13 protein-coding genes are annotated in these 16,203 nt (G+C 71.7%); all 13 read left to right on the top strand.

Annotation, left to right across the window (positions count from 1 at the left end):
* Positions 1–43: 43 nt before the first annotated feature.
* The 13 genes from PV342_RS25320 (at position 44) to PV342_RS25260 (ending at position 16,181) form a co-directional block, all read left to right on the top strand.
* Positions 44–889, top strand: a complete 846-nt coding sequence (locus tag PV342_RS25320) for a glycosyltransferase family 2 protein (protein ID WP_400807620.1) — start codon at positions 44–46, stop codon at positions 887–889.
* 72 nt (positions 890–961) lie between these two features.
* The gene (locus PV342_RS25315) at positions 962–1,885 is read left to right on the top strand and encodes an ABC transporter permease (protein WP_386993320.1); all 924 of its coding nucleotides are present in this window, start codon (positions 962–964) and stop codon (positions 1,883–1,885) included.
* On the top strand, positions 1,878–2,672 hold the full coding sequence (locus PV342_RS25310) for an ABC transporter ATP-binding protein (RefSeq protein WP_018558133.1): 795 nt from the start codon (positions 1,878–1,880) through the stop codon (positions 2,670–2,672). The genes PV342_RS25315 and PV342_RS25310 overlap by 8 nt, the downstream gene beginning before the upstream one ends.
* A gap of 585 nt (positions 2,673–3,257) precedes the next feature.
* Positions 3,258–4,196 carry a squalene synthase HpnC gene (hpnC, locus tag PV342_RS25305; protein WP_400807499.1) on the top strand — a complete coding sequence of 313 codons (939 nt, stop codon included), beginning with the start codon at positions 3,258–3,260 and terminating at the stop codon, positions 4,194–4,196.
* A 26-nt stretch (positions 4,197–4,222) separates the two neighbouring features.
* Entirely contained in the window at positions 4,223–5,131 is a 909-nt protein-coding gene (hpnD, locus tag PV342_RS25300; protein WP_361010394.1) for a presqualene diphosphate synthase HpnD, read from the top strand.
* A gap of 203 nt (positions 5,132–5,334) precedes the next feature.
* A complete protein-coding gene (gene hpnE / locus PV342_RS25295) occupies positions 5,335–6,780 on the top strand; it encodes a hydroxysqualene dehydroxylase HpnE (RefSeq protein WP_400807496.1) in 1,446 nt (481 codons plus the stop codon).
* Positions 6,777–7,898, top strand: coding sequence for a polyprenyl synthetase family protein (locus PV342_RS25290; protein ID WP_400807491.1), 1,122 nt, complete (start codon positions 6,777–6,779; stop codon positions 7,896–7,898). Before hpnE ends, PV342_RS25290 begins: the two co-directional genes overlap by 4 nt.
* Before the next feature lie 98 nt (positions 7,899–7,996).
* Positions 7,997–10,024, top strand: coding sequence for a squalene--hopene cyclase (gene shc, locus PV342_RS25285; protein WP_386993316.1), 2,028 nt, complete (start codon positions 7,997–7,999; stop codon positions 10,022–10,024).
* A complete protein-coding gene (locus PV342_RS25280) occupies positions 10,024–10,626 on the top strand; it encodes a phosphorylase family protein (RefSeq protein WP_386993315.1) in 603 nt (200 codons plus the stop codon). The genes shc and PV342_RS25280 overlap by 1 nt, the downstream gene beginning before the upstream one ends.
* 5 nt (positions 10,627–10,631) lie before the next feature.
* The gene (hpnH, locus tag PV342_RS25275) at positions 10,632–11,660 is read left to right on the top strand and encodes an adenosyl-hopene transferase HpnH (RefSeq protein ID WP_386993314.1); all 1,029 of its coding nucleotides are present in this window, start codon (positions 10,632–10,634) and stop codon (positions 11,658–11,660) included.
* 7 nt (positions 11,661–11,667) lie between these two features.
* Positions 11,668–12,834, top strand: coding sequence for a flavodoxin-dependent (E)-4-hydroxy-3-methylbut-2-enyl-diphosphate synthase (gene ispG / locus PV342_RS25270; protein WP_500318737.1), 1,167 nt, complete (start codon positions 11,668–11,670; stop codon positions 12,832–12,834).
* Positions 12,835–12,871: 37 nt separating this feature from the next.
* Positions 12,872–14,797, top strand: coding sequence for a 1-deoxy-D-xylulose-5-phosphate synthase (gene dxs, locus PV342_RS25265; RefSeq protein WP_329184439.1), 1,926 nt, complete (start codon positions 12,872–12,874; stop codon positions 14,795–14,797).
* Positions 14,778–16,181 (top strand): aspartate aminotransferase family protein, encoded by a 1,404-nt coding sequence (locus PV342_RS25260; protein WP_500318736.1) that lies wholly within the window; start codon positions 14,778–14,780, stop codon positions 16,179–16,181. The genes dxs and PV342_RS25260 overlap by 20 nt, the downstream gene beginning before the upstream one ends.
* Positions 16,182–16,203: the final 22 nt, after the last annotated feature.

Raw genomic sequence — 16,203 nt, 5'->3', positions numbered from 1 at the left:
GACGTCGGCGGGAACGATCCGCCTCGGTGCGGTGATCATCACCATGGGCAACCGCCCCGAGGAGCTGCGCGACCTGCTGGACTCGGTCGCCAAGCAGCGCGGCCCGGCGATCGAGATCGCCGTGGTCGGCAACGGGTCGCCGCTGCCCGAGCTGCCCGCCGGCGTGCGGACCGTCGAGCTGCCCGAGAACCTGGGCATCCCCGGCGGCCGCAACGTCGGCATCGAGGCCTTCGGCCCCGGTGGCCGCGAGGTCGACGTGCTGCTGTTCCTGGACGACGACGGGCTGCTGCCGAACGAGGACACCGCGGAGCTGGTCCGTGAGGCCTTCGCCGCGGACCCCGCCCTCGGCATCGTCAGCTTCCGGATCGCCGACCCGGAGTCCGGGAGCACCCAGCGCCGCCACGTCCCCCGGCTGCGGGCCTCCGACCCCATGCGCTCCTCACGCGTCACCACCTTCCTCGGCGGCGCCAACGCGGTGCGCACGGAGGTCTTCCGGGAGGTCGGCGGCCTGCCCGGCGAGTTCTTCTACGCCCACGAGGAGACCGACCTCGCCTGGCGGGCCCTCGACGCGGGCTGGATGATCGACTACCGCGCCGACATGGTGCTCCTCCACCCGCTGACCGCCCCGAGCCGGCACGCGGTCTACCACCGCATGGTGGCCCGCAACCGGGTGTGGCTGGCCCGCCGCAACCTGCCGTGGACCCTGGTCCCCGTCTACCTCGGCGTGTGGATGCTGCTGACCCTGCTGCGCAGACCCTCGGGCCCCGCGCTGAGGGCCTGGTTCGGCGGTTTCAAGGAGGGCTGGACGGCCCCGAGCGGCCCGCGCCGGCCCATGCGGTGGCGGACCGTGTGGCGCCTGACCCGACTGGGACGACCCCCGATCATCTGACAAGCTCGGACGAGAGTGACCCCGCGCGACGGGCAGGGCCCGTGGCGCGCCAAGAGGACGAAAGTGTCAACTGTGAGCGAGACAACGCACGACGGTGCGGTCGCCGTGGGCCCCGTGCCCCCGGCGGGCGGTGGCCTCACGGCGTCCCAGCTGGCGGACCAGTACGGCCTGTCCGTCAGCGGCGCCCGGCCGGGCCTCGCCGAGTACGTACGGCAGCTGTGGAGCCGCCGCCACTTCATCTCGGCGTTCGCCCGGGCCCGCGTGTCGGCGCAGTACACCCAGGCCCGGCTGGGCCAGCTGTGGCAGGTGCTGACCCCGCTGCTCAACGCGGCCGTCTACTACTTCATCTTCGGCCTGCTGCTGGGCACCGACCGCGGCGTGGACAACTTCATCGCCTTCCTGGTCACCGGCGTCTTCATCTTCACCTTCACCCAGTCCTCGGTGCTCGCGGGCGTGCGCGCGGTATCGGGGAACCTCGGGCTGATCCGCGCGCTGCACTTCCCGCGGGCCAGCCTGCCGATCGCCTTCACCCTGGTGCAGCTGCAGCAGCTGCTGATGTCGATGTTCGTGCTGCTGGCGATCGTGCTGATGACCGGTGAGGTGCCCGGCCCGTCCTGGCTGCTCGTGGCGCCCGCGCTCCTCCTGCAGTGCGTCTTCAACGCGGGCCTGGCGCTGGTGATGGCGCGGCTCGGCAGCAAGATGACCGACCTCGCGCAGCTGATGCCGTTCATCCTGCGCACCTGGATGTACGCCTCCGGTGTCATGTACAGCATCAGCCACTTCGCGGCGAGCGCGCCGACCGTGGTCAAGATCGCGCTGGACGTCAACCCGGCGGCGGTCTACATCGACCTGATGCGCTTCGCACTGATCGAGAGCTTCACCTCCGAGCAGCTGCCGCCCCACGTGTGGGCGCTGGCGCTGGGCTGGGCCGTGGTCATGGGTATCGGGGGCTTCGTCTACTTCTGGAAGGCCGAGGAGAGGTACGGCCGTGGCTGAGCACATCGACACCGCCCCGGGCGGGGAGCGCGTCCCCACCGTGATCGTGGACGACCTGCACATCGTGTACCGGGTGCACGGCGCCGGTTCGGGCAGGGGCAGCGCCGTCGGCGCCCTGTCCCGGCTGGTCACCGGCAAGGGCGGCAACCCGAACGTCCGCAAGGTGCACGCCGTGCGCGGCGTCAGCTTCACCGCCTACCGCGGCGAGGCGATCGGCCTGATCGGCTCCAACGGCTCGGGCAAGTCCACCATGCTGCGCGCCATCGCCGGCCTGCTGCCCGCGGAGAGCGGCAAGGTGTACACCGAGGGCCAGCCCTCGCTGCTCGGCGTGAACGCCGCCCTGATGAACGACCTGACCGGCGAGCGCAACGTCATCCTCGGCGGTCTCGCCATGGGCATGTCGCAGGACGAGGTGCGGGAGCGCTACGAGCAGATCGTGGAGTTCTCCGGGATCAACGAGAAGGGCGACTTCATCTCGCTCCCGATGCGGACGTACTCGTCCGGCATGGCGGCCCGTCTGCGCTTCTCGATCGCCGCGGCCAAGAGCCACGACGTCCTGATGATCGACGAGGCGCTCGCGACCGGCGACCGCTCCTTCCAGAAGCGCTCGGAGGCGCGGATCCGCGAGCTGCGCAAGGAGGCCGGCACCGTCTTCCTGGTCAGCCACAACAACAAGTCGATCCGCGACACCTGCGACCGCGTGCTCTGGCTGGAGAAGGGCGAGCTGCGCATGGACGGCCCGACGGATGTCGTACTGAAGGCGTACGAGGAGTTCGCCGCCAAGTGATCCGGCAGACCGGCCCGCGCTCCCGACCGGGTGCGCGGGCCGGCGCATGCCTGGCCGCAGGAGCGAGCCCGCGGGGCGCACCGGTGTGCGCCCGGATCCGGCGGTCCGGCGAACTCTCCCACCCGCGCGCGCCGTTCGGGCGCGCTCCCGCCCCGGCCGCGGTACCCGCCCCGCGGGACGCCGTCCGGACCCGGTACGGGTACGCCAAGTGAGTGGGCGCGCGCCCGGCGCATCCGCGGCGCGCGGTTTGCGGGGCGAATGGGGCCGATGATTTTCCCGGGATTTTGCGAGACACCGGGGACGCGAACCCGAGGTTTGTGCGTTCCTGCTTTCGGATCGACATAGGTCCGCCCCCCGGCGCACGCCGGAGCGGGTCCGCGCCGTAAGCTGTAGCGGTACTCAATCGCCGGATCTCGGGCGATACGTCCGGAGAGTCGGTCGAGTGCGAGGACAGCCCGGAGCAGGAATTATAGGAGCGGCGTGTCCGAAATTGGGTGTAATGGGCTATCGGTGTAGAACGGGGGATGTGACGGAAATGGCTCTGTGGACCCCTGGGGAGAAAACGCCCACCGCCCGCACGCCGGGATGTCCACGGTGACCGGATTGAAGCCCGAGGCTCGGGCGATCACGGTGCCGGACCCCCATTCACGTGCCGTCCTCGACAAGGCGGCCCGCGAGAACTTCCCCGTCGCGCCCTTCTTCGTACCCCGTTCCTGGCGCGCCGACCTGATGGCCGTCTACGGCTTCGCCCGGCTCGTCGACGACATCGGCGACGGGGACCTGGCCGACGGCGGTCGCACGGACGCCGTGCGGCTGGGGCTGCCCGCCGAGGCGGCCGAGGACCGCCTCGCCATGCTCGACGCCTTCGAGGCGGACCTGCGCCGGGTCTTCGGCGACGGCCCCGACGACGTCCGCCACCCGCTGCTGCGCGCCCTGCGGCCCACCGTCCGGCGGCACGGCCTGACGCCGGCCCCCTTCCTCGGCCTGGTCGAGGCCAACCGCCAGGACCAGGTCGTCCGCCGCTACGCCACCTACGAGGACCTCCTCGCCTACTGCGAGCTGTCGGCGAACCCGGTGGGCCGGCTCGTGCTCGGCATCACCGGCACCGCCACGCCCGAGCGGATCCGCCGCTCGGACGCGATCTGCACCGCGCTGCAGATCGTCGAACACCTCCAGGACGTGGCCGAGGACCTCGGCCGCGACCGCATCTACCTGCCCGCCGAGGACATGAAGCGCTTCGGCGTCACCGAAACCGATCTCACCGCCGCGACCGCGGGCGCACAGGTGCGCGCACTGGTTGCGTACGAAGCGGAACGCGCCCGAGACCTCCTGAATGAAGGCACCCCGTTGGTGGGTAGCGTCCACGGCAGGCTCAGGCTGTTGCTCGCCGGGTTCGCCGGAGGAGGCCGCGCCGCCCTGCGGGCGATCGCGGACGCGGGGTACGACGTGCTGCCCGGGCCGCCGAAGGCGGGCAGGTTGAGCCTGCTGCGCGAGGTGGGGTCGACATTGCGAAGAGAGGGGTGAGCCGGACTGTGAACGGCTCCGATCGCATGTCCGGACCTGTGCTCGCGGCCTACCGCTACTGCGAGGTCGTCACGGGCCACGAGGCCCGGAACTTCGCCTACGGCATCCGGCTGCTGCCCACCCCCAAGCGCCAGGCGATGTCCGCCCTCTACGCCTTCTCCCGGCGGGTGGACGACATCGGCGACGGCGACCTCGCCCTCCCGGAGAAGCAGCGGCGGCTCGACGGCACCCGGGACCTGCTCACGCGGGTCCTGGAGGGCGCGGTCACCGAGGACGACACCGACCCGGTGGCCGTCGCGCTCACCGACGCCGCCCGCCGCTTCCCGATCCCGCTCGCCGGGCTGGAGGAGCTGATCGACGGCGTCCAGATGGACCTGCGCGGTGACACCTACGAGACGTGGGAGGACCTCGCGTCCTACTGCCGCTGCGTCGCCGGCGCCATCGGCCGGCTCTCGCTCGGCGTCTTCGGCGCCGTGCCCGGCGCACCCGGCCGGGAGCACGCGGCGGAGTACGCGGACACCCTGGGCCTGGCCCTGCAACTCACCAACATCCTGCGGGACCTGCGCGAGGACGCCGCCAACGGGCGCACCTACCTGCCCGCGGACGACCTCGCGAAGTTCGGCTGTTCCGCCGGGTTCCTCACCGACACCCCGCCGCCCGGTTCCGACTTCGCGGGCCTGATCGAGTACGAGGTGAAGAGGGCCCGCGCCCTGTTCGCCGAGGGGTACCGGCTGCTGCCCGTGCTGGACCGCCGCAGCGGCGCCTGCGTCTCGGCCATGGCCGGCATCTACCGCCGCCTCCTGGAGCGCATCGCCGCCGATCCCGAGGCCGTCCTGCGCGGCAGGGTCTCGCTGCCGGGTCACCAGAAGGCGTACGTCGCGGCGCGCGGCCTCGCCGGTCTCGACGCCCGACGTGCCGCCAGGAGGCGCGTGTGACACCCGGTCCACCGGCCGCGGGCCTCCTCACCCGCACCGGCGAAAGCACCGCAACCGGCACGGGAGCGGCAGCGTCACGGAAAACCGCTGTTTTCCGCCGCCGTGAGGCAACCGCCGCCGTGAGGCAACCGCCGCCGTGCCGGCGGCGTCACTGTCGGCAATGGTGCGCCGCGCCACGCGCGGCGGCACCCGGGGGAGGGCGCATGGCTGAGCGCACGGCCGTCGTGATCGGCGGCGGGCTCGCTGGGACGACGGCGGCACTGGCACTGGCCGACGCCGGACTGCGCGTCACCCTGCTCGAGGCCCGGCCCCGGCTGGGCGGGCTCGCCTTCTCCTTCCAGCGCGGCGACCTGACCGTCGACAACGGACAGCACGTCTTCCTGCGCTGCTGCGTCGCCTACCTGCGGTTCCTGGAGCGCATCGACGCGGCCGACCTCGTCACCCTCCAGGACCGGCTCGACGTACCCGTGCTCGACGTGGCGGCCCCGCGGCCCCGGCTCGGCCGGCTGCGCCGCGCGGGGCTGCCCGTGCCGCTGCACCTGGCCGCGAGTCTGGCCACGTACCCGCATCTGTCCCTGGCCGAGCGGGCGTCCGTCGGGCGCGCGGCGCTCGCGCTGCGCTCGCTCGACCCCGCCGACCCGGCGCTGGACGACGTGGACTTCGGCACCTGGCTGCGCGAGCACGGGCAGTCGGCCCGCACCGTCGAGGCGCTGTGGGACCTGGTCGGCGTGGCGACGCTCAACGCCACGGCCGACGAGGCGTCACTGGGCCTGGCCGCCAAGGTCTTCAAGACCGGGCTGCTCTCCGCCCCGGGCGCCGCGGACATCGGCTGGGCCGCCCGGCCGCTCGGCGAGCTGCACGACGACCGCGCCCGCACCGCCCTGGACAAGGCAGGCGTGCGCACCCTGCTGCGCGCCCGCGCCACCTCCCTCACCCGCACGGACGCGTCCGAGCCGGTACGGTCGCGCGACGGCGGCCCCGGCGGGGGCGGACCGGTCTGGGAGGTCGAGGCCGAGACCGGACCGGGACGCGCCGAGCGCTTCACAGCGGACGCCGTCGTCCTGGCCGTGCCGCAGCAGGAGGCCCACGGGCTGCTCCCCGCGGGCGCCCTGGCCGACCAGGACGCGCTGCTGCGCATCGGCACCGCGCCGATCCTCAACGTGCACGTCGTGTACGACCGCCAGGTCATGCGGCAGCCGTTCTTCGCCGCCCTCGGCAGCCCCGTGCAGTGGGTCTTCGACCGCACGGAGCACTCCGGCCTGACCGGCGGCGGCCAGTACGTCGCCCTGTCCCAGTCGGCGGCCCAGGAGGAGATCGACCTCCCGGTGGCCGAGCTGCGAAAGCGCTACCTGCCCGAGCTGGAGCGGCTGCTCCCGGCCGCGCGCGAGGCGGCCGTACCGGACTTCTTCGTCACCAGGGAACGGACCGCGACCTTCGCGCCCCTCCCCGGTGTCGGCGCCCTCCGCCCGGGTCCGCGGACCCGGGCGGACGGCGTCTGGCTCGCCGGCGCTTGGACCGCCACCGGCTGGCCCGCGACGATGGAAAGCGCGGTCCGCAGCGGTTTGCAAGCCTCCCGAGCAGCTTTGACCGCACTCCGCCATCCCTTCGACCCACGTACCTTCGCAATCGAAGGCCTGGAGCCGGTATGAGCATGACCAGTGCAATCAGAGGAGAGAATGTGACCGCTGGCAACGAGCAGATGACCGCGGGCGTCGACAGAGCGACCGTGACCACGCTCCTGGAGCGCGGCCGCGAGCTGTCCACGCCGGTGCTGCGCGCCGCCGTGGACCGCCTCGCACCCCCGATGGACACCGTCGCCGCGTACCACTTCGGATGGATCGACGCCGCGGGCAACCCGTCCCACGGCGACAGCGGCAAGGCCGTCCGTCCCGCACTCGCCCTGCTGTCCGCCGAGGCGGCGGGCGCCGCCCCCGAGGTGGGCGTCCCCGGGGCGGTCGCCGTGGAACTGGTGCACAACTTCTCCCTGCTGCACGACGACCTGATGGACGGTGACGAGCAGCGCCGCCACCGCGACACCGTGTGGAAGGTGCACGGCCCCGCACAGGCCATCCTGGTCGGCGACGCGCTCTTCGCCCTCGCCAACGAGATCCTGCTGGAGCAGGGCACCGTCGAGGCCGGCCGGGCCACCCGCCGGATCACCACCGCCACCCGCAAGCTGATCGACGGTCAGGCCCAGGACATCTCCTTCGAGCACCGCGAGCGGGTCACCGTCGAGGAGTGCCTGGAGATGGAGGGCAACAAGACCGGCGCCCTCCTGGCCTGCGCCTGCTCCATCGGCGCGGTGCTCGGCGGCGCCTCCGAGGCCGACGCCGACGCGCTGGAGGAGTACGGCTACCACCTCGGTCTGTCCTTCCAGGCCATCGACGACCTGCTGGGCATCTGGGGCGACCCGGCCGCCACCGGCAAGCAGACCTGGAGCGACCTGCGCCAGCGCAAGAAGTCCCTGCCGGTGGTCGCCGCACTGGCCGCGGGCGGCTCCGCCTCGCAGCGCCTCGCCGAACTCCTGGCCGCGGACGCGAAGGCCGCGGATTCGTCGGAGGGCAACGACATCGAGTCCTTCGACGAGGAAGAGTTCGCCACACGCGCGGCGTTGATCGAAGAGGCCGGCGGCCGGGAGTGGACGTCCCGGGAGGCCCGCCGGCAGTACGCCACCGCGATCGCCGCACTCGACAAAATGGACATGCCGGGAGAAGTTCGCCGTAAGCTCGTGGGCCTGGCGGATTTCGTGGTGGTTCGCGAGAAGTAGAGACACAACTGGAGCGCAGTACGTCGCCGGCCGGGCGCGCGTGACGGCCGACGGCAGCCCCAACACCGCAGACGGAACGACTGTGCAAAGGGGAAGCCATGACAGCGACGACCGACGGCGGTCCCGGGGGCGAGGCGGCCCGCGGGACACCCTCGGCCAGAACGAAGACCTCGGGCGCGATCCCGGAACCGGCGTCAGGTCCCGGGACCGGCGGCCTCACCGGCCGGACCGAGGAGCTCGCGGCCGAGGCCGCGCGCCGGGCCACCGGCCACCTGCTGGCCCGTCAGCATCCCGACGGCTGGTGGAAGGGCGACCTCGAGACCAATGTCACGATGGACGCCGAGGACCTGCTGCTCCGTCAGTTCCTCGGCATCCAGGACGATACGGTCACCGAAGCCGCCGGCCGTTGGATCAGGTCCCAGCAGCGCGAGGACGGCGCCTGGTCCACCTTCCACGGCGGGCCCGGCGATCTGTCGGCCACCGTCGAGGCCTATGTCGCGCTGCGGCTCGCCGGTGACGCCCCGGACGAGCCGTGGATGGCCGCCGCGTCGGCCTTCGTCCGTGAGCGGGGCGGCATCGCGCGGTCGCGGGTCTTCACCCGGATCTGGCTCGCGCTGTTCGGCTGGTGGCGCTGGGACGACCTCCCTGAGCTGCCGCCCGAGCTCATCTACCTGCCCAAGTGGGTCCCGCTCAACATCTACTCCTTCGCCAGCTGGGCCCGGCAGACCATCGTGCCGCTGACCATCGTCGCCGCCCACCGGCCGGTACGGCCCGCCCCCTTCGTCCTCGACGAGCTGCACACCGACCCCCAGCGGCCCAATCCGCCGGTCCCGCGGGCGCCGTTGTCCAGCTGGGACGGGTTCTTCCAGCGGCTCGACCGGGCCCTGCACGCCTACCGCAAGGTCAGTGTCCGTCCGCTGCGGCGGGCCGCGATGCGCTCGGCGGCCCGCTGGATCATCGAACGGCAGGAGAACGACGGCTGCTTCGGCGGCATCCAGCCGCCCGCGGTGTACTCCGTCATCGCGCTCCACCTGCTCGGCTACGACCTCGACCACCCCGTGCTGCGCGCCGGACTCAAGGCGCTCGACGCGTTCGCGGTCTGGCCGGACAAGGACACGCGGATGATCGAGGCGTGCCAGTCCCCGGTCTGGGACACCTGCCTCGCCACCATCGCGCTGGCCGACGCCGGTGTGCCCGCCGACGACCCGGCGCTGGTCAAGGCGGTGGACTGGATGCTGGGGGAGCAGATCACCAAGTCCGGGGACTGGGCCGTGCAACGACCGGGGCTGCCCTCGGGCGGCTGGGCGTTCGAGTTCCAGAACGACACCTACCCCGACATCGACGACACCGCGGAGGTCGTCCTCGCCCTGATCAGGGTCGACCACCCGGAGCCGGAGCGGGTGAAGGCCTCGGTCGACCGGGGGGTGCGGTGGAACGTCGGGATGCAGTCGAAGAACGGCGCCTGGGGCGCCTTCGACGCCGACAACACCAGCGCCTTCCCCAACCGGCTGCCCTTCTGCGACTTCGGCGAGGTCATCGACCCGCCGTCGGCCGACGTCACGGCCCACGTGGTCGAGATGCTGGCCGCCCTCGGCCTGGAGCACGCCCCGTACACCCGGCGCGGGATCGACTGGCTGCTCGCCGAACAGGAGCGCAGCGGCGCCTGGTTCGGCCGCTGGGGCGTCAACTACATCTACGGCACCGGGTCGGTGGTCCCGGCCCTCGTGGCGGCCGGCCTCCCGGCGTCCCACCCCGCGATCCGGCGGGCGGTGCGCTGGCTGGAGTCCGTGCAGAACGAGGACGGGGGCTGGGGCGAGGACCTGCGCTCGTACTCCTCCGCCGAGTGGGTCGGGCGCGGCGAGTCCACCGCATCCCAGACGGCCTGGGCGCTGCTGGCCCTGCTGGCGGCCGGCGAACGCGAGGGGGAGGCGGTACGGCGCGGGGTGCGCTGGCTGGCCGGGACCCAGAACGAGGACGGGTCGTGGGACGAGCCGTACTTCACGGGCACCGGCTTCCCCAGGGACTTCTCCATCAACTACCACCTCTACCGGATGGTCTTCCCGCTCACCGCCCTCGGGCGCTATGTGCGCGGCGAGCCGTTCGGCGGGCTACGGAAGGGGGCCTGATGGGGCCGTCCGGCCCACCTCTGGTCGTCGTCTGCGCGCTGCGGGTGGAACGGTTCGCCCTCCGCGGCGGCGACCGCAGCCACGCGTCCGGCCCGGTCGCCTTCGTGCGCACGGGCATGGGGCCGCAGGCCGCGGAACGCGCCGTCACCGCCGCGCTGCGCGACCCCGCCCTGGACGGTGCGGCGGTCCTCACCACCGGCTTCTGCGCCGGTCTGGCCCCCGGGATGCGGCCGGGCGACGTCGTCGTCGCCGACGAGCCGCCCGACGGGGAATCACTCGCCGCCGCCCTCGAGGCGGCGGGACACACCGTGCACGTCGGCCGGCTCGCGGAGTCGGACCACGTCGTACGGGGCCCGGAGCGGGCCGCGCTCCGGGCCACCGGTGCCGTCGCCGTCGACATGGAGTCGGCGGCGATGATGCGGGCCGCGCTCGCCCGGGGTCCACGCCCGGTCGCCGCGGCCCGCGTGGTCGTCGACACGCCCGAGTTCGAGCTCGTGCGGGTCGGCACGCTTCGCACGGGGATCACCGCTTTCCGCGTGCTGAGGGACCTTCTTCCAACCTTTCTCGATTGGCACCGCTCTACCGCGCTCCCCTGGAGGTGAGCTAGATGGCCATGCCGCTTCGACAGTCCATCAGGGTCGGCACCTATCTCTTCGAACAGAAAATGCTCCGCAGGCGTGAGAAGTTCCCGCTCATCGTCGAGCTCGAGCCGCTCTTCGCCTGCAACCTGAAATGCGAGGGCTGCGGGAAGATCCAGCACCCGGCGGGTGTGCTGAAGCAGCGCATGCCGGTGGCACAAGCCGTGGGCGCCGTCCTGGAATCGGGCGCGCCGATGGTGTCGATCGCCGGCGGCGAACCGCTGATGCACCCGCAGATCGACGAGATCGTGCGGCAGCTGGTGGCGAAGAAGAAGTACGTCTTCCTCTGCACCAACGCCATGCTGCTGCGCAAGAAGCTGGAGAACTTCACGCCCTCGCCCTACTTCGCGTTCGCCGTGCACATCGACGGACTACGCGAGCGGCACGACGAGTCGGTCGCCAAGGAAGGCGTCTTCGACGAGGCGGTGGAGGCGATCAAGGAGGCCAAGCGGCGCGGTTTCCGGGTCACCACCAATTCGACCTTCTTCAACACCGACACCCCGCAGACCGTCATCGAGGTCCTCAACTTCCTCAATGACGACCTGCAGGTCGACGAGATGATGATCTCGCCGGCCTACGCCTACGAGAAGGCTCCCGACCAGGAGCACTTCCTGGGTGTGGAGCAGACCCGCGAACTGTTCAAGAAGGCCTTCTCGGGCGGGAACAGGAAGAAGTGGCGGCTCAACCACAGCCCTCTCTTCCTGGACTTCCTCGAGGGTAAGGTCGACTTCCCGTGCACCGCCTGGGCGATTCCCAACTACTCCCTGTTCGGCTGGCAGCGCCCCTGCTACCTGATGAGCGACGGTTACGTGACCACGTACAAGGAGCTCGTCGAGGAGACCGACTGGAGCAAGTACGGCCGCGGCAAGGACCCGCGCTGCGCCAACTGCATGGCGCACTGCGGCTACGAGCCGACCGCCGTCCTGGCCACGATGACCTCCCTCAAGGAGTCCATCAGGGCGACCCGGGAGACCGTCACCGGCAACCGCGGGAAGTGACGTCGCGATGACAGCTGTCGAGCCCGTCGCGCTCGGCCTGCCCTCCGTGCCGGCCCGGCCACTCGCGGAGCGCCGCCGTTCGCGGCGCATCCAGGTCGGGCCGGTGGCGGTGGGCGGCGACGCCCCCGTCTCGGTCCAGTCGATGACGACCACGCTCACCGCCGACGTCAACGCGACGCTGCAGCAGATCGCCGAACTGACGGCGGCGGGCTGCCAGATCGTCCGTGTGGCCTGCCCCTCGCAGGACGACGCGGACGCGCTGGCGCAGATCGCGAGGAAGTCGCAGATTCCGGTGATCGCGGACATCCACTTCCAGCCGAAGTACGTGTTCGCGGCGATCGACGCGGGTTGTGCGGCGGTGCGGGTGAACCCGGGCAACATCCGGCAGTTCGACGACAAGGTGAAGGAGATCGCCAGGGCGGCCTCCGACGCCGGCACCCCGATCCGGATCGGGGTGAACGCCGGGTCGCTGGACAAGCGGCTGCTGGAGAAGTACGGCAAGGCCACGCCCGAGGCGCTGGTGGAGTCGGCGCTGTGGGAGTGCTCGCTGTTCGAGGAGCACGGCTTCCGGGACATCAAGATCTCGGTGAAGCACAACGACCCGGTGGTGATGGTCAACGCGTACCGGCTGCTGGCGGCGCGGTGCGACTACCCGCTGCACCTGGGTGTGACGGAGGCGGGTCCGGCGTTCCAGGGGACGATCAAGTCGGCGGTGGCGTTCGGTGCGCTGCTGAGCGAGGGGATCGGTGACACGATCCGGGTGTCGCTGTCGGCGCCTCCGGCCGAGGAGGTCAAGGTCGGCATCCAGATCCTGGAGTCGCTGAACCTGCGGCAGCGCCGGCTGGAGATCGTGTCGTGCCCGTCGTGCGGGCGGGCGCAGGTGGATGTGTACAAGCTGGCGGACCAGGTGACGGCGGGCCTGGAGGGCATGGAGGTTCCGCTGCGGGTCGCGGTGATGGGCTGTGTCGTCAACGGTCCCGGTGAGGCGCGCGAGGCGGACCTGGGGGTGGCCTCGGGCAACGGCAAGGGGCAGATCTTCGTCAAGGGCGAGGTCATCAAGACGGTGCCGGAGTCGAAGATCGTGGAGACCCTCATCGAGGAGGCCATGAAGCTCGCCGAGCGCATGCAGGCCGACGGAGTGCCATCAGGAGATCCCCAGATCAGTGTGAGCTAAAGCGAAACAATCCCCAGTAGGGGAGCGAGGTGGGAAAGTGTCGCTGCTCGAGAACATCCGTGGTCCGCGCGACCTGAAGGCCCTTCCGCCGGAGCGGCTGGGCGAACTCGCGGTGGAGATCCGTGAATTCCTGGTCCAGGCGGTGGCCAGGACCGGGGGGCACCTGGGGCCCAATCTGGGCGTGGTCGAACTGGCGGTCGCCCTGCACCGGGTCTTCGACTCGCCGGCCGACCGCATCCTGTGGGACACGGGTCACCAGTCCTACGTCCACAAGATCCTGACCGGCCGTCAGGACTTCTCCAAACTGCGCCGCAAGGGGGGCCTGTCCGGCTACCCCTCGCGCGCCGAGTCCGAGCACGACGTCATCGAGAACAGCCATGCCTCCACGGTGCTCGGCTGGGCCGACGGCCTGGCCAAGGCCAACCAGGTGCTCGGCCGGCAGGACCACGTCGTGGCCGTCATCGGCGACGGCGCGCTCACCGGCGGCATGGCCTGGGAGGCGCTGAACAACATCGCCGCCGCCAAGGACCGCCCGCTGATCATCGTCGTCAACGACAACGAGCGCTCCTACGCGCCCACCATCGGCGGCCTCGCCAACCATCTCGCCACCCTGCGCACCACGGACGGCTACGAGCGCTTCCTTGCCTGGGGCAAGCAGGTGCTGCAGCGGACACCGGTCGTCGGCAAGCCGCTGTACGAATCCCTGCACGGCGCCAAGAAGGGCTTCAAGGACGCCTTCGCGCCGCAGGGCATGTTCGAGGACCTGGGCCTGAAGTACCTCGGCCCGATCGACGGGCACGACGTCGCCGCGGTCGAGTCCGCGCTGCGCCGGGCCCGGCGCTTCCACGGTCCCGTCCTCGTCCACTGCCTCACCGAGAAGGGCCGCGGCTACGCCTTCGCCGAGCGCGACGAGGCGGACCGCTTCCACGCGGTGGGCGCCATGGACCCGCTCACCTGTGAACCGCTCACCCCGTCGAGCGGCCCGAAGTGGACCTCGGTCTTCGGCAACGAGATGGTCCGGATCGGCGCCGAGCGCCCCGAGGTCGTGGCGATCACGGCGGCCATGCTGCAGCCGGTCGGGCTGGAGAAGTTCGCCAAGGCCTTCCCGCGCCGCGTGTACGACGTCGGGATCGCCGAGCAGCACGCGGCGGTCTCGGCGGCGGGTCTGGCGACCGGCGGCCTGCACCCGGTGGTCGCGGTCTACGCGACCTTCCTCAACCGCGCCTTCGACCAGGTGCTGATGGACGTCGCGCTGCATAAGTGCGGTGTGACCTTCGTGCTGGACCGGGCCGGCGTCACCGGCGACGACGGCGCCTCGCACAACGGCATGTGGGACATGTCGATCCTGCAGGTCGTCCCCGGCCTGCGGATCGCCGCCCCGCGCGACGCCGACCAACTGCGCGCCCAGCTCCGCGAGGCGATCGACGTCGACGACGCGCCCACCGTCGTCCGCTTCCCGAAGGAGACCGTCGGCGAGGCACTGCCGGCCATCGACCGGGTCGGCGGCATGGACGTGCTGCACCGCGGCGACCGGCCCGACGTGCTGATGGTCTCCGTCGGCGCCCTCGGCTCGGTCTCCCTGGCCGCGGCCGCCCTGCTGCGCGAACGCGGCGTCGGCGTCACGGTCGTCGACCCGCGCTGGGTGAAGCCGCTCGACGCGGAGCTGCCCGCGCTCGCCGCCCGGCACCGCATGGTGGCCGTCGTCGAGGACAACGGCCGTGCCGGGGGCGTCGGTTCGGCCGTGGCGCAGGCCCTGCGCGACGCGGAGACCGATGTGCCGGTCCGCGACTTCGGCATCCCGCAGCAGTTCCTGGCGCACGCCAAGCGGGGCGAGGTGCTCGCCGACATCGGGCTCACCCCCGCAGAGATCGCCGGCCGGATCGGGGCCACCCTGGCCCGACTGACTGCGGACGAGCAGCACCCGAACGAGAGGCGCCTGAGCGATGACACCGCCCGATCCTGAGCCCAAGGGGTTCGACCTGGCGACCCTGCTGGCCGAGCGCGGGGCCGAGCGCTACGACCTGCACGCCAGGTACCTCAACCACCAGTTGCCGCGCATGCTGCACACCATCGGCTTCGACAAGGTCTACGAGCGGGCCGAGGGCGCGTACTTCTGGGACGACGAGGGCCGGGACCACCTCGACATGCTCGCCGGGTTCGGGGTGATGGGCCTGGGCCGCCACCACCCCGTCGTCCGCAAGGCCCTGCACGACGTCCTGGACGCCGGGCTGGCGGACCTCACCCGCTTCGACTGCCAGCCGCTGCCGGGCCTGCTCGCGGAGAAGCTGCTGTCGTACGCGCCGGGCCTGGACCGGGTGTTCTTCGGCAACAGCGGCACCGAGGCGGTCGAGACGGCCCTGAAGTTCGCCCGCTACGCCACGGGCCGGCCCCGCGTGCTCTACTGCGACCACGCCTTCCACGGGCTGACCACCGGCTCGCTGTCCGTCAACGGCGAGGGCGGCTTCCGGGAGGGCTTCGACCCGCTGCTCCCCGACACCGCCGTGCCCCTGGGCGACCTCGCGGCCCTGGAGCGCGAGCTGTCCAAGGGCGACGTGGCCGCGCTGATCGTCGAGCCGATCCAGGGCAAGGGCGTGCACGCCGCGCCGCCCGGTTACCTGTGGGCGGCGCAGGAACTGCTCCACCGGCACAAGGCGCTGCTCATCGCCGACGAGGTGCAGACCGGTCTCGGCCGCACCGGCGACTTCTTCGCCTACCAGCACGAGGAGGGCGTCGAGCCGGACCTGGTGTGCGTGGCCAAGGCACTGTCGGGGGGCTACGTGCCGGTGGGCGCCACCCTCGGCAAGGACTGGATCTTCAAGAAGGTCTACTCGTCCATGGACCGGGTGCTGGTGCACTCGGCGAGCTTCGGCTCCAACGCCCAGGCCATGGCGGCGGGCCTGGCCACGCTCGCGGTGATGGAGGACGAGAAGGTCGTCGCCAACGCGCGGGCCACCGGGGACCTGCTGCGCGACCGCCTCGCCGCCCTCGTCGACCGCTACGAGCTGCTGCACGAGGTCCGCGGCCGGGGGCTGATGATCGGCATCGAGTTCGGCCGGCCGAAGTCGCTGGGGCTCCGCAGCCGCTGGACGATGCTGCAGGCGGCCCGCAAGGGCCTGTTCGCGCAGATGGTGGTCGTGCCGCTGCTGCAGCGGCACCGTATCCTCACCCAGGTGTCCGGGGACCACCTGGAGGTGATCAAGCTGATCCCTCCGCTGGTCATCGGCGAGCGGGAGGTGGACCGCTTCGTCGACGCCTTCACGGCCGTGATGGACGACGCACACGGCGGCGGTGGCCTGATGTGGGAGTTCGGCCGGACACTGGTGAAGCAGGCGGTCGCCCACCGCTGACCCGGCCGTAGCCCGGCCCACG

Origin of the sequence: Streptomyces sp. PA03-3a (assembly GCF_033792735.1) — a bacterium.
Taxonomy (GTDB): domain Bacteria; phylum Actinomycetota; class Actinomycetes; order Streptomycetales; family Streptomycetaceae; genus Actinacidiphila.
The sequence above is the reverse complement of the archived record's forward strand: the minus strand, read 5'-3'. Positions and strand labels throughout refer to the sequence as shown.